At 69.1% G+C, this 18,956-nt stretch carries 12 protein-coding genes and 1 pseudogene; all 13 read left to right on the top strand.

The window, feature by feature from the left end:
* Positions 1–172 precede the first annotated feature (172 nt).
* The 13 genes and pseudogenes from ACWPXE_RS10270 to ACWPXE_RS10210 all read left to right on the top strand — a co-directional run bounded on the left by ACWPXE_RS10270 (position 173) and on the right by ACWPXE_RS10210 (position 18,930).
* Positions 173–1,117 carry an ArdC family protein gene (locus tag ACWPXE_RS10270; RefSeq protein WP_454017734.1) on the top strand — a complete coding sequence of 315 codons (945 nt, stop codon included), beginning with the start codon at positions 173–175 and terminating at the stop codon, positions 1,115–1,117.
* Entirely contained in the window at positions 1,117–2,043 is a 927-nt protein-coding gene (locus ACWPXE_RS10265) for a hypothetical protein (RefSeq protein ID WP_454017733.1), read from the top strand. The genes ACWPXE_RS10270 and ACWPXE_RS10265 overlap by 1 nt, the downstream gene beginning before the upstream one ends.
* A 108-nt stretch (positions 2,044–2,151) precedes the next feature.
* The gene (locus ACWPXE_RS10260; RefSeq protein ID WP_454017732.1) at positions 2,152–4,308 is read left to right on the top strand and encodes a ParB/RepB/Spo0J family partition protein; all 2,157 of its coding nucleotides are present in this window, start codon (positions 2,152–2,154) and stop codon (positions 4,306–4,308) included.
* Between the two features lie 66 nt (positions 4,309–4,374).
* A complete protein-coding gene (locus ACWPXE_RS10255) occupies positions 4,375–8,748 on the top strand; it encodes a strawberry notch-like NTP hydrolase domain-containing protein (RefSeq protein ID WP_454017731.1) in 4,374 nt (1,457 codons plus the stop codon).
* A 12-nt stretch (positions 8,749–8,760) separates the two neighbouring features.
* Positions 8,761–9,759, top strand: a complete 999-nt coding sequence (locus ACWPXE_RS10250) for a DUF7146 domain-containing protein (RefSeq protein ID WP_454017730.1) — start codon at positions 8,761–8,763, stop codon at positions 9,757–9,759.
* Between the two features lie 340 nt (positions 9,760–10,099).
* Positions 10,100–11,038, top strand: coding sequence for a DUF2493 domain-containing protein (locus ACWPXE_RS10245; RefSeq protein ID WP_454017729.1), 939 nt, complete (start codon positions 10,100–10,102; stop codon positions 11,036–11,038).
* A 213-nt stretch (positions 11,039–11,251) separates the two neighbouring features.
* Entirely contained in the window at positions 11,252–12,118 is an 867-nt protein-coding gene (locus ACWPXE_RS10240; protein ID WP_454017728.1) for a tyrosine-type recombinase/integrase, read from the top strand.
* 9 nt (positions 12,119–12,127) lie between these two features.
* Positions 12,128–13,333, top strand: a complete 1,206-nt coding sequence (locus tag ACWPXE_RS10235; protein ID WP_454017727.1) for an IS91 family transposase — start codon at positions 12,128–12,130, stop codon at positions 13,331–13,333.
* 557 nt (positions 13,334–13,890) lie between these two features.
* Positions 13,891–14,895 (top strand): hypothetical protein, encoded by a 1,005-nt coding sequence (locus ACWPXE_RS10230; RefSeq protein ID WP_454017726.1) that lies wholly within the window; start codon positions 13,891–13,893, stop codon positions 14,893–14,895.
* 810 nt (positions 14,896–15,705) lie between these two features.
* Positions 15,706–17,232 (top strand): annotated as a pseudogene (gene istA, locus ACWPXE_RS10225) (IS21 family transposase).
* On the top strand, positions 17,229–18,005 hold the full coding sequence (gene istB / locus ACWPXE_RS10220) for an IS21-like element helper ATPase IstB (protein WP_454017725.1): 777 nt from the start codon (positions 17,229–17,231) through the stop codon (positions 18,003–18,005). The pseudogene istA and the gene istB overlap by 4 nt, the downstream one beginning before the upstream one ends.
* A gap of 32 nt (positions 18,006–18,037) precedes the next feature.
* The gene (locus ACWPXE_RS10215; RefSeq protein ID WP_454017724.1) at positions 18,038–18,670 is read left to right on the top strand and encodes a plasmid pRiA4b ORF-3 family protein; all 633 of its coding nucleotides are present in this window, start codon (positions 18,038–18,040) and stop codon (positions 18,668–18,670) included.
* 50 nt (positions 18,671–18,720) lie between these two features.
* On the top strand, positions 18,721–18,930 hold the full coding sequence (locus ACWPXE_RS10210) for a DUF736 domain-containing protein (RefSeq protein WP_454017925.1): 210 nt from the start codon (positions 18,721–18,723) through the stop codon (positions 18,928–18,930).
* Positions 18,931–18,956: the final 26 nt, after the last annotated feature.

Here is an 18,956-nt window from a genome sequence, read left to right as displayed (position 1 = left end):
TCCTTGGGGGGATGGCGCCACCGAAGGCTTGAACGAAAGCGAAGTTTGGTTGCCCAGCGGTACAGCGCTACCAGTGGCGCTAAGGGGAAAAGGGAGAGGACCGAGGGGAAGACCGCGACGGGCTGAAGGGTTGGAGGAAAGGCCTCCGGCCGGTCCGTCGCGGAGACCTGCCATGCCCGATGCCTCGCGCTCTGTCCGCTCCAGTGGCGACCGGACCAGCCTGTACGCCGAGATCACCACCCGCATCATCGCCGAACTTGAAGCCGGCCGGCTGCCCTGGGTGCAGCCGTGGGGCGGGACGGGCACCGCCTCCCTCGGCCTGCCGCGCAATGCCTCCTCCGGGAGGGCCTACTCGGGGATCAATGTTCTGATCCTGTGGGGCGCCGTCTTCGCCGGCGGCTTTTCCGGCCAGACGTGGCTCACCTACCGGCAGGCCCAGGCGCTCGGCGGCAACGTCCGCAAGGGCGAACGCGGCACTACCGTCGTCTACGCCGACCGCTTCATTCCTGATCGCGAGCGCCTTCGGGCGCGCGAGGAGGGCGACACCGCCCAGCCCATTCCTTTTCTGAAGCGCTTCAGCGTCTTCAACGTCGATCAATGCCAGGGCCTGCCCGAGGACATCGCCCCGGTGCCGCCGCCGATCCCGGACGGGCTGATCCTGCCGCGGGCCGAGGCGCTGATCCGCGCCAGCGGTGTCGATGTCCGTATCGGCGGTGCCCAGGCCTTCTATCACCTCCAGCACGACTACGTGCAGGTGCCGTCTCCGCAGAGCTTCTTCGAGCCGGTCAACTGGCACCGCACCGCGCTCCACGAACTGGGGCACAGCACCGGACACCCCAGCCGCCTCGGCCGGGACCTGTCCGGGGCTTTCGGCTCGCGCAAGTATGCCGTGGAGGAGCTGGTGGCGGAGATCGCCTCGGCCTTCCTCTGCGCCGCACTCGGCATCGTCCCCACCGTCCGGCACGCCGACTACATCGGCGCTTGGCTGGACGTCCTTCGCAACGACGACCACGCCATCGTCCGCGCCGCCAGCCAGGCGAGCAAGGCCGCCGACTATCTCCTCGGCCTCCTGCCCGACGATGCCCCTGTGGCCGGCGCCGCGCGGGAGGCGGCGTGATGCTGGCCCTCGTTGCGTCCCGTGCCATGCTGGAGCTGGCGGATGCGCCGGTCCGGCTGCGCGTGCTCAGCCTCGGGGCCGGCGTCCAGTCCACCACGCTTGCCCTGATGGCCACCCATGAGGAGGTGGGGCCGATGCCGGACTGCGCCATCTTCGCCGACACCGGCTGGGAGCCGCCGGCCGTCTACCGGCACCTCGCCTGGCTGATGGCGCCCGGCGTCCTGGCCTTCCCGGTCCATGTCGTCTCGGCCGGCAACCTCCGCGACGATCTGCTTGCCGGTGCCCAGGGCCGGCGCTCAGCCTCGATCCCCGCCTACACCCGCACCGCCGTTCCGGCCGGGGATGAACGCTTCACGGTCGACGACCGCATCGTCGGCCTGCGGCGGTCGGCCGACGGCCAGGACTCGATCGGCATGATCCGCCGACACTGCACGTCGGATTACAAGGTGGTGCCGATCCGGCGCAAGGTGCGCGCCTTGGCCGGTCTCGCCGGCCAGCGCTCGCCGTCCTGGCCGGTGGTCGAGCAGTGGATCGGCATCTCGCGGGACGAACTGGTCCGCATGAAGCCGTCGGCCGAGGACTGGCAGGTCAACCGCTGGCCGCTGGTCGAGCGGGGGATGACGCGCCGGGACTGCCTGCGCTGGCTGGAGCGGCACGGCTACCCCGAGCCGCCGAAGAGCGCCTGCATCGGCTGTCCCTTTCACTCCGACGTGGCGTGGCGTCAGTTGCGCGACGACGAGCCGGACGCCTGGGCCGACGCCGTCGCGGTGGACCGTGCGATCCGCACCGGCTTCCCGGGGCTCCGCGGCGCGGTCTACCTGCACCGGTCGGCGGTGCCGCTCGACGTGGCGGACCTGTCGGACGGAGCCGATCCGGGACAGCTCGACCTCTGGCCCAACGAGTGTGAGGGGCTGTGCGGGGTCTGACCATCGTCCGTCCCAGGGCACATAGAGGGAAAGGAGGGAGGGGATCGGGGTGACGGGTGAGAAGGTCGAGAGACAGGCTCCCGGCCGCCCGTCGCGGAGATCACCACCATGGCGACGTCCAAGATCGTTCTCAGCCCGTCGCGCGACATCCCCTTCAACAAGCTGGTGCTGTCCCAGGCCAACGTCCGCAAGGTCAAGGCCGGCGTCTCCATCGAGGACCTCGCCGAGGACATCGCGCGGCGCACCCTGCTGCACGGCCTCGCCGTCCGCCCGGTGCTCGACGCCGAGGGCACCGAGACCGGCGTCTTCGAGGTGCCAGTCGGCGGCCGCCGCTTCCGGGCGCTGGAACTGCTGGTCAGGCAGAAGCGCATGAGCAAGACCCAGCCGGTGCCCTGCGTCGTCCGGGACGCTGGTTTGGCCGCGGAGGACTCGCTGGCCGAGAATGTGCAGCGCGCCCCGCTGCACCCGCTCGACCAGTTCCGCGCCTTCCAGACCCTGCGCGAGGCGGGCCTGGGCGAGGAGGAGATCGCCGCCCGCTTCTTCGTCACCCCCGCCGTGGTGAAGCAGCGCCTCAAGCTGGCCGCCGTCGCCCCGGCCCTTCTCGACGTCTACGCCGAGGAGCAGATGACGCTGGAGCAGTTGATGGCCTTCACCGTCACCGACGACCGGGCGCGCCAGGAGCAGGTGTGGGAGACGCTGTCGCGCGCCTACAGCCGCGAACCCTACCAGATCCGTCGTCTGCTCACCGAGGGGGCGGTGCGGGCCTCGGACAAGCGGGCGCTGTTCGTCGGGCTGGAGACCTATGCGGCGGCCGGCGGCATGGTGATGCGCGACCTGTTCCAGCACGACGACGGCGGGTGGTTGCAGGACCCGGCGCTGCTCGACCGGCTGGTTGCTGAGAAATTGGAGGCCGAGGCCGCCACCATCCGCGCCGAGGGCTGGAAGTGGGTGGAGGTGGCGCTGGGCTTCCCCTACGGCCACAGCCGGAGCCTGCGCCGTCTGGCTGGCGAGCCGGTGCCGCTGACCGAGGCCGAACAGGTGACCTACGACGCGCTGCACGCCGAGTACGAGCAACTGGAGAACACCGATCCGGCCGACCTGGAGGCGCTGGAAGCCTCGGCGCAGCGGCTCAACGCCATCGACGTCGCGTTGCGGGAACTGGAGGAGCGGCCGCTGGTCTTCGAGTCGGCCGAGGTGGGGCGGGCGGGGGTGTTCGTCAGCGTCGATGCCGAGGGCCGGCTCCAGATCGACCGCGGCTACGTAAGGCCGGAGGACGAGGCGCCGGTCGAACCGGTGCCGGTGGCCGGCAGCAACGACGCCCCGGCAGCCGAACCGGCGGGCGGCGCCGGCGGCCCCGTTGCGGCCCAGCCCGCCGCCATCAGCAGCGGCAGCCGGGTGTCGGCGCTGGTCCCGATCCCCGCCACCGGATCGGAGGGCGCAGACGAGGAGGAGAGCATCCGCCCGCTGCCCGACCGTCTGCTGACCGAGCTGAGCGTCCACCGCACCCTGGCGCTGCGCGACGCGCTCGCCCGGGAGCCGGACACCGCCTTCCTGGCGGCGCTCCACGCGCTGTGCCTGCGCCTGTTCTATCACCGGGGCAGCGGCACCTGCCTCGACCTGGAGGTGAAGAGCGCGACCTTCAGCGTCCAGCCGCCGGACCTCGCCACCAGCGCCGCGGCGAAGGCGATCGACGCCCGCCAGCGCCTGTGGGCCGAGCAGTTGCCGCGGGAGCCGGACGAGCTGTGGGCGGTGCTGCTGGGGTTCGACGGCGACAGCCGGGCGGCGCTGTTTGCCCACTGCGTCTCGCTGGGCGTCAATGCCGTGTATGAATCCTGGAACCGGGCGCCGCAGCGTGCGGCCCACGCCGACGTGCTGGCTGGGGCGGTCGGGCTGGATATGGTGGCGGCGGGCTGGACGGCAACGGTGGACGGCTACCTCGGCCGGGTGCCGAAGGTGCGCATCCTCGAAGCGGTGCGGGAGGCGCGGGGCGTCGAGGCGGCCCGGCTGATCGACCATCTGCGCAAAGGCGACATGGCGAAGGAAGCCGAGCGGCTGCTCGCCGGCAGCGGCTGGCTGCCGGAACCGTTGCGCGCCCGGCCGGAGGAAACGCCGACGGCCGGGGATGGAGACGTGGCCGGTCATGGGGACGCGGTGGACGGCGCCGACACCGTTGACGGTGCGGGCACCGATGCTCTGCCCGCCTTCCTGACCAGCGTCGGTGCTCAGGAGGATGAGGGAGAGGAGGCGTCGGCGGAGGCGGCCTGATCGCGACGTGGCGGAGAGGCGCCCGGCCGCTCCGCTTTCTCCCCTTCCTTCATCCAGAGGTTCGCCATGACCATGATCGCCGATGCCCGCGGCTTCTCCACGCACACCCTTGCCTCCGAACGCGGCACCACGGGCTCCGCCCTGTTCGCCGTCGCCGAGCGGCTGCTGCCCGACCTCGAACGTGGGCGCGCCATCGACACCACCGCGTTGCGCACCGCGATGACGGCGACATTCGGCGGCACCGACGCCGAGGGTGCCTGGACCTGGAAGCTGGCCTACGATGCCGGCGAGGCCGCGCAGCTTCTGTTCCTTCGTCGCTTCGGTACCGCCATGCGCCTTCGGGCCGGTGACCCGGCGGCCTTCGCGGCGCTGCTGGTGCGGGTGGCGGCGCTGCTGCCGTCCCAGACCCGCCGCTCCGAGGAGAGCCAAGCCCGCCAGCAGTTCTCGACGCCGCTGCCGCTGGGCGCGGCGGTCGCCGCGGCCGCGGCGCTGACCCCAGCCGACCGTGTGCTGGAACCCTCCGCCGGCACCGGCCTGCTCGCCATCTTCGCCGAGCTGGCCGGGGCCGCGCTCATCCTCAACGAACTGGCGGACGGCAGAGCCGCTCTGCTGGAACGGCTGTTTCCCGGCGTGCCGGTGACCCGGTTCGACGCCGCCAGCCTGCACGATCACCTCGACCCGGCGGCGGTGCCAACGGTGGTGCTGATGAACCCGCCCTTCTCGGCCCTGGCCGCGGTGGACGGCCGGGTGGCCGACGCCGCGCTCCGGCACATCGCCGCAGCCCTGGCCCGGCTGGCCGAGGGCGGGCGTCTCGTCGCCGTCACCGGTGCCGGGCTGTCCCCGGATCATCCAGCGTGGCGGGACGCCTTCGTCCGCTTGCAGGAGCGCGGCCGGGTCGTTTTCTCCGCTGCCGTTGACGGTCGGGTCTACGCCCGCCACGGAACCACCGTCGACACCCGCCTCACCGTCATCGACCGCGTCCCGGCCGATGACCCGACCGTCTTTCCGTCCTCCTTGGGCACCGCCCCCGACGTCGCGACGCTGCTCGGCTGGGTCCAACAGGCCGTTCCGTGCCGTGCACCGATGGCCGCGTCCACAGCGCCGCTCCGGCCGATGATGGCCCGGCCTGCGGTAGAAGGGAGGACGCACCGGGCGATGCCCGGCCCCAGGGCCGTGGCGCCGATGGAGCCGACGGCGGTGGAGCTGGTCTACGAGACGCGCGACTGGACGCCGCCCGCCGACGCCCGGTTCACCGCCGGCCTCTATGAGCCCTACGCGCTGCAATCCATCGTCCTCCCCGGTGCCCGGCCACACCCGACGCCGCTGGTGCAGTCCGCCGCCATGGCGTCGGTTGCGCCGCCCAAACCGCGCTACCGCCCGCACCTGCCGGCCGCCCTGGTCACCGGCGGCACCCTCTCCGACGCCCAGTTGGAGAGCGTCATCCTCGCCGGCGAGGCGCACGCCGGCTACCTCGCCGGCTCCTGGATCGTGGACGAGACCTTCGACACCGTCTCGGCCGCGCCGGAGGGGGCCGAGGGGACGGTGCGCTTCCGCCGCGGCTGGTTCCTCGGCGATGGCACCGGCGCTGGCAAGGGCCGGCAGGTCGCCGGCATCCTTCTCGACAACTGGCTCAAGGGCCGCCAGCGCGCGCTCTGGGTCTCCAAGTCCGACACCCTGATCGAGGACGCCCAGCGCGATTGGTCGGCCCTCGGCCAGGAGCGGCTGCTGGTGACGCCGCTGTCGCGCTTTCGGCCCGGCGTGCCGATCGCCCTGGAACGCGGCATCCTCTTCACCACCTACGCCACCCTGCGCGGCGACGGCGGCGAGGACGCCGTGCCGCGCGTCCAGCAGATCGTCGACTGGCTCGGCCGCGCCTTCGACGGCGTCATCGTCTTCGACGAGTCGCACGCCCTGCGCAACGCCGGCGGCACCACCGGCTTCGGCCGCGAGGGCAGTGCTGCCGTCCCTTCCCAACAGGGCCGCGCCGGGCTGCGCCTCCAGCACGCTCTGCCGAACGCCCGCGTGCTCTACGTCTCGGCCACCGGCGCCACCACCGTGCACAATCTGGCCTACGCCCAGCGCCTCGGCCTGTGGGGCGGGGCCGACTTCCCCTTCGCCACCCGCGCCGAGTTCGTCCAGGCCATCGAGGCCGGCGGGGTCGCCGCCATGGAGGTGCTCGCCCGCGACCTCAAGGCGCTCGGTCTCTACAGCGCCCGCTCGCTCTCCTTCGACGGCGTCGCCTACGAGATGGTCGAGCACCGGCTGACGCCGGGACAGATCACCATCTACGACGCCTACGCCGCCGCCTTCCAGATCATCCACACCAACCTGGACGCTGCGCTGGAGGCCGCCAACGTCACCGGAAGCGGCGGTATCCTGAACCGCGCCGCCAAGGCCGCCGCCCGCTCCGCCTTCGAGAGCGCCAAGCAGCGCTTCTTCAACCACCTGATCACCGCGATGAAGACGCCGACCCTGCTGCGCGCCATCGAGCGCGACCTCGCCGCCGGCCACGCGGTGGTGGTGCAGCTTGTCTCCACCGGCGAGGCGCTGATGGAGCGCCGGCTGGCCGATCTGCCCACCGAGGAATGGGGCGACATCCGCATTGATGTCACGCCGCGCGAGTACGTGCTCGACTATCTGGCCCACTCCTTCCCAGTCCAGTTGCACGAGCCCTTCACCGACGGCGACGGCACCCTGTCGTCGCGGCCGGTGTGGCGGGATGGCCAGCCGGTGCTGTGCCGGGAAGCGGTGGAGCGGCGCGACCACATGATCGAGCGGCTGGCCGCGCTCGACCCGGTGCCGGGGGCGCTCGACCAGATCGTCCAGCGCTTCGGCGCCGACATGGTCGCCGAGGTCACCGGCCGGAGCCGGCGCATCGTGCGCAAGACCGATCCCGGTGGGGACGATCGGCTGGCGGTGGAGAGCCGCTCCGGCTCGGCCAACCTCGCCGAGACCCGGGCCTTCCTGGATGACGAGAAACGCATCCTGGTCTTCTCCGACGCCGGCGGCACCGGCCGCAGCTACCACGCCGACCTCGGGGCGAAGAACCAACGGCTGCGGGTGCACTATCTGCTGGAGGCGGGCTGGAAGGCCGACGCCGCCATCCAGGGGCTGGGCCGCTCCAACCGCACCAATCAGGCGCAGCCGCCGCTGTTCCGCCCGATCGCCACCAACGTGCGGGCAGAGAAGCGCTTCCTCTCCACCATCGCCCGCCGGCTCGACACTCTGGGTGCCATCACCCGCGGCCAGCGCCAGACCGGCGGTCAGGGCCTGTTCCGCGCCGATGACAACCTTGAATCCGTCTACGCCCGCGCCGCCCTGCGACAGCTCTACGGCCTGCTGCACGCCGGCAAGGTCGATGGCTGCTCTCTGGGGGATTTCGAGGCGGCGACCGGGTTGGCGCTCTGTGACCGCGACGGCGGCCTGCGCGAGGAGTTGCCGCCGATCACCACCTTCCTCAACCGGCTGCTGGCGCTGACCATCGGCTTGCAGAACACGCTGTTCACCGTGTTCGAACAGTTGCTCACTGCCAGGATCGAGGGGGCCATCGCGTCGGGCACCTACGATCGCGGCGTCGAGACGCTGGTGGCCGACAGCTTCACCGTTACCGCGCGGCGGACGCTCCTCACCCACGCGGCGACCGGGGCGGAGACCCGGCTGTTCACCCTGGCGCGGCGCGACCGCAACCAGCCGATGGCTGCGGAGGAGGCGCTGGAACGCGGCGCCGGGCCGCAGGCCCAGTTGCTGGTGAACACGCGCTCGGGGCGGGCGGCGGTGGCGGTGGCGGCGGCGAGCCTGATGCTGGACGACGGCACGGTGGAGCGCCGGGTGCGGCTGCTGCGGCCGATGGAGCGCATGACCGTGACAGTGGCCGAGCTGGCCCAGAGCCACTGGCGCCCGACCGAACCACTGGCCTTCTCGGCTGCCTGGGAGGCGGAGGTCGCCACGGTGCCGGAATTTTCCACCAGCACGCTCCACCTCGTGACCGGGCTGCTGCTGCCGGTGTGGCGGCGCCTGCCGGACACGAACCTGCGGGTGGTGCGGTTGCAGACCGACGCGGGCGAGCGGATCATCGGCCGCGTGGTGGCGCCGGACGTTCTGCCCGAAGTCGAGCGGAACTTCGGTGTTGGGGCCGGGGCAGCGGTTCCCGTGCCATCGGTCGATGAGGCCTGGGTGCTGCTGCAAGGTCAGCGGGTGGCCCTGCATCTGGCCGACGGGCTGTGGCTGCGCCGGGTGACGGTGGCGGGCGCGCATCGCGTCGAGCTGTTCGGCTTCACCGGCGGGATGGTGGACCGGCTGAAGGCGCTGGGGCTGACGGGGGAGATCATCGCCTGGAGCCTGCGGCTGTTCGTGCCGGTGGGCGAGCGGGGAGCGGCGGTGTTCGCGGCGCTGCTCGCGCGGCACCCGCTCCTGCGCGTCGTCGATCGGACGGTGGCGTGAGCGGCGGGCACCATGTCCGTGGCATCGGAAATGGCGCAGCGCCTCGCGCGGGAGGCCGAGGCGGTGTGCCGGCGCTACCTGCCGATTGGCCGGCGGGAGGGGCGCTACTGGCGGATCGGCGACGTTCAGGGCACACCGGGGAGCAGTCTTTACGTCCACCTGCACGGCACCGCCGCCGGCAAATGGGCCGATGCCGCCACCGGCGAGCACGGCGACCTGCTCGATCTCATCGGGGCGAACCGGGGGCTCGACCGCCTGCGCGACGTTCTGGCCGAGGCCCGGGCGTTTCTCGGCCAACCGAGGATCGGCCCTGGTCCCGGCGATCGTGAGGCGCCGGCGTCGGCGGGATCGCCGGAGGCCGCCCACCGGCTGTTCGCCCGGTCCTTGCCGATCGCCGGCACGTTGGCCGAGGCGTATTTGCGCAACCGCGGACTTCCGGACATCCGGACTTCCGGCCCCCTGCGCTTCCAGCCGCGCTGCTGGTACCGGGATGCCGGGGACCGGTTTGCCGCCGGTCCGGCGCTGGTGGCGGCGGTCACCGACCTGGACGGCCGGATCACCGGGGTGCAGCGGCTCTGGCTCGACCCGGTCGGCGGGGGCAAGGCGGCCATGCCATCACCGCGCCGAGCGTTGGGGCACCTGCTCGGCAACGGCGTCCGCTTCGGCGTGGCGCGCGACGCGCTGGCGGCGGGGGAAGGCATCGAGACCATGCTGGCGCTGCGGCTCGCCCTGCCGGTCCTGCCCGCGGTGGCCGCGTTGTCGGCCGGGCACCTCGCCGCCCTGCGGCTGCCGTCGGCGCTGCGGCGTCTCTACATCGCCCGCGACAACGACGCGGCCGGGCAGCGGGCCGTTGACCGGTTGGGCGGCCGTGCCGACGCGGCCGGCATCGAGGTCCGGGTGCTGGTGCCGCAGGCCAAGGACCTCAACGACGACCTGCGGGACCACGGTCTGGCGCTGCTTCGGGCGCATCTGCGGGCGCAGCTCGCGCCGGAGGACGACGCGGGAGCCTAGGAACCCGGCGATCCGGGGGACTGACGGATCGGCGGCGGAAACAGGCGATGCCATCGAGGCGCTGGTTGGAGCTAGGCGGACTGTCGGTTCGGGAGAGGGCGCGGCCACGGCCTTCCAGCGGGCGATCGGGCGTCCGCCAGGGCGGGACCGCAACGGCGGCGGTCACCTTTCTTCCCCGGCCGGCGTTGCCGGCCTTCCTCGCGGGACAAGAAAGCCGCCCGCCGCCGTCCTCCGCTGCGCTGCGGCTCCAAGAGGGTGCGGTCCCGCCCCGGCGGGCGCGAAGGGATCGCCACGAAGGCCGCGATGGGCGCGGCCGATCCCACCCGAAGGACGATCCGCCATGGTCACCGCCCCCGACACCGACGACATCGAGCCCCGCCACGCCGCGTCTCCCACCGACCATGCGCTGGTGGAACTCCAGCTCTACGGCCACCGTCCCTTCCAGGACGACCCCGACCCCCGGCCGCTGCCCGACGAAACCGCGATCTGCGGTGCCCTGGCTGACGTCTTCGACGCCCTGGTGGTCACGCTGACGGACACCCGGCTGGAGCCCGACCTGGCCGACCTGCTGTGGTCCACCGTCAACCTGTTCCACCGCGCCGCCGATCGGGTGCAGCGTGAACTCGACGACAACGAGGACGCCCAGAAGCGCAGCCAGCGCGAGCAGGACGGTTCGGAGATCCGCTCGGTCGAGCTGGAGCGGCTGCTGGCCGAGGGGCTGACGCTGATCGAGCGCCGCACCGCCATGGAAATCTTCCGCGATCACGCCGCCGAGCTGTTCGAGCGGCACACCGGCTCCGGCTGGCGGCCGCGCGCCGGCTCGCTGGTCAGCCGCCGCACCCTGACCGCATCGCTGATCGACAGCCGCGACTTCCTCGCCGCCAAGCGGCGGGCCGAGACCGAGCCGCTGCTGCCGGCCGGTCCTCGCATCGCTTTCACCGGCGGTGTGGAGTGCAACGACCACCACCGCATCTGGGCGGTGCTGGACAAGGTGCATGCCAAGCACCCCGACATGGTGCTGCTGCACGGCGGCAGCCCGAAGGGAGCCGAGCGTATCGCCGCCTGCTGGGCCGAACACCGCAAGGTGGTGCAGGTGCTGTTCAGGCCCGACTGGGCGCGCCATGCCAAGGCCGCCCCCTTCAAGCGCAACGACCGGCTGCTGGAGGCGCTGCCGATCGGGGTCGTTGCCTTCCCTGGCTCGGGCATCGTGCAGAACCTGGCCGACAAGGCGCGGGCGATGGGCGTTCCGGTCTGGTGCTTCGGTGAAGGTAAGGCGTGAGCGTCCGTTCGTCCGGCGATCTGCAAAGGCGGATTGCCGGATTTCCGTAAGTCAGAGACCGCAGAAGGCGAGCTTCCGCTCTGTACCAGGGGACTAAACCGCTCACGCGGTAGAGGAGGCTGTTTTATGGATACCGTCCGGGCGACCGGATGAATCGGGTGTCGTGTTTTGAGATGGGGGGTTCGTTTCCTCATCCAGGACAGGAGCACCACCATGAGCGAGGAGATCATCAGTCCACTGCGCCGGCGCATGATCGAAGACATGACGATCCGCAACTTCGCGCCGAAGACGCAGCACGGCTATATCCGGGCCGTCAAGAATTTCTCCGAGTTTCTTGGACATTCACCGGCCAGAGCGACCTTCGAGGACATCCGCCGTTATCAGCTGAGCCTCGCCTCGAGCGGCCTCGGCGTTCCCAGCATCAACGCCACCATGACGGCGCTGCGCTTTTTCTTCAAGATCACCTTGCGCAAGGGCAGCGTCACGGAGGACATCGCCTTTGTCCGCGAACCGCGGCGGTTGCCGGTCGTGCTGAGCCCCGAGGAGGTGGCGCGGCTGCTGGCGGCGGCTCCCGGGATCAAGTACAAGGCGGCCTTGAGCATCGCCTATGGAGCCGGCCTGCGGGCCTCCGAGGTCATCTCGCTCAAGGTCGCCGACATCGACAGCGCCCGGATGGTCATCCGGGTCGATCAGGGCAAGGGCCGCAAGGACCGGTACGTGATGCTGTCACCGCACCTGCTCGACCTGCTGCGGCAATGGTGGCGGATCGCCCGGCCCACGGCCTGGCTGTTTCCCGGCGGCGTTCCCGGCGAACCGCTCACCACCCGGCAACTCAACCGCGCCGTCCATGTGGCGGCGCAGCGGGCGGGGATCGACAAGCGTGTCGGCCTGCACACCCTGCGGCACAGCTTCGCCACGCATCTGCTCGAGCGCAACACCGACATCCGCGTCATCCAGGTGCTGCTCGGCCACAAGAAGCTCGACACCACGGCGCTGTACACCCGCGTCGCCATCAAGGCGATCGGGGAGGTCACCAGTCCGCTCGACCGGCTGCTCACCGAAGGGGAGCCGCCGGCCTGAGCAGCCCCGGTGTCACGCCCGGCGATCGAGGTGGCGGACATCTTCCGCCGTCATGGACCGGCCTGGCGCAACGCCAACGCCGGACGGGTCAGCCTTGGCCAGTTGAAGGTGATGTCGGCCATCGAGATCTGCCGCACGGCGGCCCTGGGCGGGCATGTCGAACGTTGCGAGGACTGTTCGCACGTGCAGATCAGCTACAACTCCTGCCGCAACCGCCACTGCCCGAAATGTCAGGCCATCGCCGCCAAGGACTGGCTTGCCGAGCGGGAAGCCGAGTTGCTGCCCGTGCCCTACTTCCACGTCGTGTTCTCCCTGCCGTCGTCGGTGGCCGACATCGCCTACCAGAACAAGGCCGTCCTCTACGACCTGCTGTTCAAGGCCGCGGCCGAGACCCTCATCACCATCGCCGCCGATCCCAAGCACATGGGGGCCCGCATCGGGCTGACCGCCGTGCTCCACAGCTGGGGATCGGCGCTGACCCATCACCCGCACGTCCACATCATCGTGCCGGGCGGCGGCATCGCGCTGGACGGGCTGCGCTGGGTTTCCGCACGGGCCGGCTTCTTCCTTCCCGTGCGTGTGCTGTCGCGGCTGTTCCGCCGGCTGTTCCTGGACAAGCTCACGGCAGCCTACCACGCCGGGCGCTTGCAGTTCTTCGGCGACCACAGTGCCCTGACCGCTCCCAGGGCGTTCGAAGACTGGCTTGTTCCGTTGCGGCGGACCGAGTGGGTGGTCTACGCCAAGAGGCCGTTCGGCGGCCCCGAGGCGGTGCTCGCCTACCTGGCGCGCTACACCCACCGGGTCGCCATCGCCAACAGCCGTCTCCTCGCCTTCGACGACACCGGTGTCACCTTCACCTGGAAGGACTATCGCGCCAACGAGCGTGACCGGGCCAAGGTGATGACGCTGGCCGTCGACGAGTTCATCCGCCGCTTCCTGATCCATGTGCTGCCCAGCGGATTCCACCGCATCCGCCATTATGGCCTGTTCGCCAACGCTGGACGGGCCGGGAACATCGCCCGGGTTCGTGAATTGCTTCATGTGCCGGAGCCGTACCATCACCCCACCAAGGTCGAGGGCACGGACGCCGACGAGCCGCACACATCCCGAACCCCTTGCCCATGCTGCGGCGGACGTCTGATCGTCATCGAGACGTTCGAACGCGGCTGTCCGCCCCGCTACCGGCCGACGCCATCGCGGATCGACAGCTCATGACCACTGACCCCATCCCCAGCGCCCGCAGCCTGTTCAGACCCGCGGTCGGCGCCTTGGCCGATCACCGCCGCGCTTGGCCTGCGATCATCGACCGGCCATGCTGCCCACACGCGGTGCCGCCAAGATGGCGCCGATGTCCCTTCCAGACGCCGGCCTTGCCAACAGCGCCGTCACCATCCCAGCACCGGCGCTCTGCGAACAGCCGGTCTGCAGGCGACCGACAATGACCAAAACCCCATAGGGGTTCCCCTCCGGCAACAAGCCGAATGGCACGCGGTTTCCTCCCCTGAGGCTTGTCGGACGCCTGCCGTTCCGGCATCCGCGCAGCCCAGATATGCTGGCAGGCATCCGACAACCCTTAACAAGAGCTGACTGGCGGGCTCCAGGAGAGCGAAAAGCGATAGCCACCATTCACGATCACTCGCTCTCATTGGCAGCTCACGACCGAAGCCGCTCTTCGCTCAAGGGCAACGTTCTAATCCGTTCCGAAAGTGCTCTACGGACTTCGTCGCAGGCCCATCCGGTGTTAATCTCATCGGAGACGAGGAGACCACATAATGGCATTACCCGAGTCCGGTGAGGAGTTCCGTCGCGGTTCTCAGATAACGTTGACGTTCGAGGCCAGCGCTGAACTGAACGCACTCATGAGGCGATGGTCGGACGAGATCCCGACGCTTTATTTTGTGGACATCTGCGTAGCTAACATCACGAAACGCCCCAGAGTGGCGGTCGAAGGAAACGCAAGAAAGGCGGCACTGTTCGACCGCCTTAAAGAGCTCGACAAGCAGCAAAACTCGTTCTCTTACCTTTTAGCACTTGCTGAGAAGGTGAGCGACTCGCGAAGTAAATTGTCTGACGCGGAATTGGAAGAGCAAATCCTATTGGATGTAGCAGCGTTGAGGGCCTTCTTTGTAAATGCCCATGTTGTAGAACCGGACGAGTTCCTTGTCAGTTATGCCCGGGAGTTGCGTAGGACGCCGCATGAATTGTCACAACACGCCTATATCCAGTTTCTCCAGGTTGCAAATGACCGGTTTGCGCTCGGGAACCCCGTAGCGAGGCGGCTCCGGTTCCAGAAGGCCGAAGAAATCCTGAGGGAGGCAGACACGCTATCTATCGCGAGGCGTCATCCGGTGGTTCTAGTGACGCTTGGATGTCTGTACGGCAACCTTTTTGCAAGAAAACTGATGAAGTTCAAGGCGGACACAGCACTTTTCGATGCTGAAAACGCGCTAGCCGATATCATGATCATTTCAAGATTCCTTCCACGAAAACTAGAAATTGAGCAGTTAGGACGTGAAGGAAAAGTGAATTTTTTACGATCAGACTTTATTACGGATGATAGCGGGCTCGCTGACATCCTAAATTGCTTCGTAGGTGAAGCTGTGAGATCAGAGTCGAAGGGAGATGTGCATCAGACGCAGATTAGCGTCACGGTGAATTTTGAATTGCTATTCCCTGAATTGTTTTCTTCCACAGGAGAAAAAACGGATCAAACCGAAGGCACTACGCAGTCGAGGCTTAGTGAACCCGAAAAGCTACTCGAGCTGCTGGCCTTCTAAACGTCGGGCAATGACCTTCCGTTTACCATGGCGCTCAGGCGTATGTAGGTTCGTTACTGGTGTAAAGCGGTCACCAGAGTTTGCCTGCTTTGGGTCAGAAGCCGCTGTGGTTCCCCGACAGATCCTATCATTGCCATCGGGTACGTGGCCGATGTAGGCGGCTGCGCGGGCAAGCCCGCCCACCGGGCTCTCGTGAACCGAGCCACCTGAGGTGTCTCGGCCCTCCGGGCTTCGATCCCTGCCGCGGCCGCCGTTTCGGCCGGGAGGAGGGCGCGGGGCCGGTGCCTCCTTCGGCATCGGCGCGCGGGGGCAGCCAGTCAGGCAGGGAACGACCACACGGCCCTGCCGTCGGATCGCCGCCGAGGCCGGCCGCCTCGAAGGCCCGTTGAAGCTGCCCGGTGCGTCGCCGCGCGACGCTCTCCCGCCGCTCTCGAAACGGCGCACCACCAACACGGACAAGGTCCGCCTCCTCGACCAGGGTCTCCTGGGACCATCGATGCTGGCGCCGGAAGGTTCGGCACTGTACGGGGGCGCGTCCTATCTCCGCCGCTCTATCGAGGCGCAATCATGGCCGGTCGGGTCGGTTCGTGCCCCTTCTGCCGGTGTGGCCGCCGGAGTGTGCCGATGGTGGAGCGCCTGGGACCGCCCAGCATGACCATCCCTCCCCGGGTCGAATCCGCTGAGCCGTCCGGCATCCCCAGCAGTCTGGAGTGCACGGCGCCAATTACGATGACCGCCTAACGACGATTGGAATGGCCGGGAGACGGCGCTGCCATCAGCCTCTCCCCCGTGATCACGGGGGAGAGGCTGATGGCGGGAGCGCGGCTCACCGACCGGCAGGTCAGGCGGTACATGGACGAGCGCAGGCAAGGACACGGTCAAGCGACGGCGGCGGTGAAAGCCGGGTTCAGCGAGCGGACGGCGCGGCGGATCGACGCCAATCCGATCCTGCCGAGCCAACGGCCGGGGGAACGGACCTGGCGCACCCGCGAGGACCCGTTCGCCGGGGTCTGGGATGAGGAGCTGGTACCGGTCCTGCGCTCGGCTCCGCACATTCGGGCGACCACCCTGTTGGAAGAGCTCCAGCGCCGCCATCCCGGCGACTATCCCGACCGCCTGCTGCGCTCGCTCCAGCGCCGGGTCGCGCTGTGGCGAGCCACGGAAGGCCCCGAGCAGGATCTGATCTTCCGCCAGGACCATCCCCCTGGCCATTAGGCGCTGTCCGACTTCACCGAGACCGCCAGCCTCGGCATCACCATCGACGGCGCTCCCTTCGGCCATCTCCTCTACCATTTCTGGCTGGCCTACAGCGGCTGGGAGTCGATCAAGCTCGTCCAAGGCGGCGAGAGCTTCACCGCGCTGACCGAGGGCCTTCAGGAAGCGCTGTGGCAACTCGGCGGTGTTCCTCACACCCATCGCACCGACCGCCTGTCCGCCGCCTACCGCAACCTGACGGCCGAGGACGACGAAGCCGCCGGATACGCCGCCTTCTGCCGCCACTACGGTATGACCCCGACCCGCAACAACGCCGGCGTCGCCCATGAGAACGGCAGCGTGGAAGCTTCCCACGGCCATCTGAAAGCAGCCCTGCGCGATGCGCTCGACCTGCGGGGATCGCGCGATTTCCCGAACATCCCCGCTTACCAAGCTTTCCTGCAGGACACCGTCGCCCGCAAGAACGCCCGTCGCCGAAAGGCGCTGGAGGTGGAATTGCCCGAGCTCAAGCCGCTGCCCCGGCACCGCACCACCGATTTCTCGACCACCACCGTCACCGTGACCCGCAGCGGCACCATCTCCGTGCGCAAGGTGCTCTACACCGTGCCCTCCCGCCTCGTGGGCTGCCGGCTCAAGGTGCATCTCTACGATGACCGGCTGCTCTGCTGGCTGGGCACGACCCAGGTGTTGACGCTCACCCGCAAGCATCCCAAGGGCAAGCAGCGCGACCGGGTCATCGATTACCGTCACCTCGCCACGTCCCTGGTGCGCAAACCGCAGGCGTTCCGCCGCTCCGTCTTCCGCGACGAACTCTTTCCCCGCCCGGCCTTCCGCCGGGCCTGGGAGGTGCTGGACGAACGTCTCGACGATCGCAGGGCCTGTCGCGTCTACGTCGGCCTGCTGCATCTGGCCGCCACCGGCGCCTGCGAGGCGGCCCTGGCCGAGCATCTCGACGCCGTGCTCGACCGCGGCGACCTGCCCGATCTCGAGGTTGCCCGGACGGCCGTGGCGCCTCCGCAGCCTGCCGCCGTGCCGCTGATCACCGTGGCGCCACCCGATCTCGCCGGATACGACAGCCTTCTGCGGCCGGCCCCTTCCATCCCCGATCCGGATCCAGCATGAGCGATATCGACGCCGCCAAACTGCCCGTGATGCTGTCCGCCCTGCGCCTGCCGACCATCGGCCGGCTGTGGCCGGGCTTTGCCGAACGGGCCGACCGCGAAGGTTGGGGAGCCGCACGCTTCCTGGCCACCCTGTGCGAGCACGAACTGGCCGAACGCAGCGAACGCCGCATCGCCCGCCACATGGCCGAGTCGGAGCTGCCCGCCGGCAAGACGCTGGCCACCTTCGACTTCGCCGCCGTGCCGACCATCCGCAAGCCCCACATCGAGGCGCTGGGCCGGGGCGACGGCTGGATCGAGCGCGGCGCCAACCTGCTGATCTTCGGCCCCAGCGGCGTCGGCAAGACCCATGTCGCCTCCGCCATCGGCACGGCGCTCATCGAAGGCGGCCGGCGCGTCCTGTTCACCCGGACCACCGACCTCATGCAGAAGCTTCAGGCGGCACGGCGCGATCTGGCCCTGCCAAGCCTGCTGGCCCGGCTCGACCGCTTCGATGGCCTGATCCTCGACGACCTCGGTTATGTCCGCAAGGACCAAGCCGAAACCGCCGTTCTGTTCGAGCTGATCGCCGAGCGCTACGAGCGTCGAAGCTTGATCTTGACCTGCAATCAACCCTTCAGTGAATGGAACGCGATCTTTCCCGATCCCGCGATGACCGTCGCCGCCATCGACCGGCTGGTTCACCATGCCACCATCCTGGAGTTGAACACGCAAAGCTATCGCCGCCGCTCCGCCCTGGCCGCGGCCCGGGACCCGAGGGCCATCGAAGGGTAATCGACGCCACAACGGCGTAATTGTCGCCGGGCGTGCGCGGCGGCATCATGGCGGGCATGTACGAGCTTCCGACCATCGCCCAGCTGAAGATCACGATCCTGGACATCAACCCGCCGATCTGGCGGCGCCTGCTGGTGCCACGCAAGACGACGCTGGCCGAGTTGCACCACATCATCCAGGCCGCCTTCGGCTGGCTCGACTATCACCTGCATCAGTTCGAGATCGGCGGCTTGCGCTTGGGCGACCCCGACACGCTCAACGCCGATGCCTTCGACGACGACGGCTTGGCCCTGCCGGAGGACGACGTCCGCCTGTTCGACTTCCTGCCCAACCCGCCACCGTTCCTCTATCTCTACGATTTCGGCGACGATTGGCATCATCGCATCGAGGCCGAAACGTTGCTGTTGCCCGAGGCCGATCGCAAGTACCCCGCCTGCATCGATGGCGCACGCTCCCGGCCGCCGGAGGACGTCGGCGGCGTTCATGGCTACGCCAACTTTCTTGATGCCTTCCATGACCCAAGCCACCCCGAACATGCCGACATGAAGCGATGGGCTGGACGCGCCTTCCACCCGGAAAAGTTCGACCTCATCAAAACCGATCGGGCCGTCCGATCCGCCGTCCGATCCGCAAAACGTCGAGCCGCACTCTTACGCTACGACTGACCGCTACACCTGCGGCAGGACGAGGTAATTGACGTCCGACGGACAACGAAATTGTCGTTGCACAGAAGGAGCACGACAAATCTCCCGACCTGCGCGCCCTGTGCGGGCCGATCGAGATCGGCGCCGGCTGGCGGAAGGCCGCCAAGGACACCGGCCGGCCCTACCACTCGGTCAAGCTCGACGATCCCAGCTTTCCGGCCCCGATCCACGCCAGCCTGGTCGAAGTCGATGGCGGTTACGCGCTGATCTGGTCCCGCTGAGGTGAGACGCCGGTTGCAGCGCTCCG

Source organism: Azospirillum sp. Marseille-Q6669 (assembly GCF_965111635.1).
The sequence above is the reverse complement of the archived record's forward strand: the minus strand, read 5'-3'. Positions and strand labels throughout refer to the sequence as shown.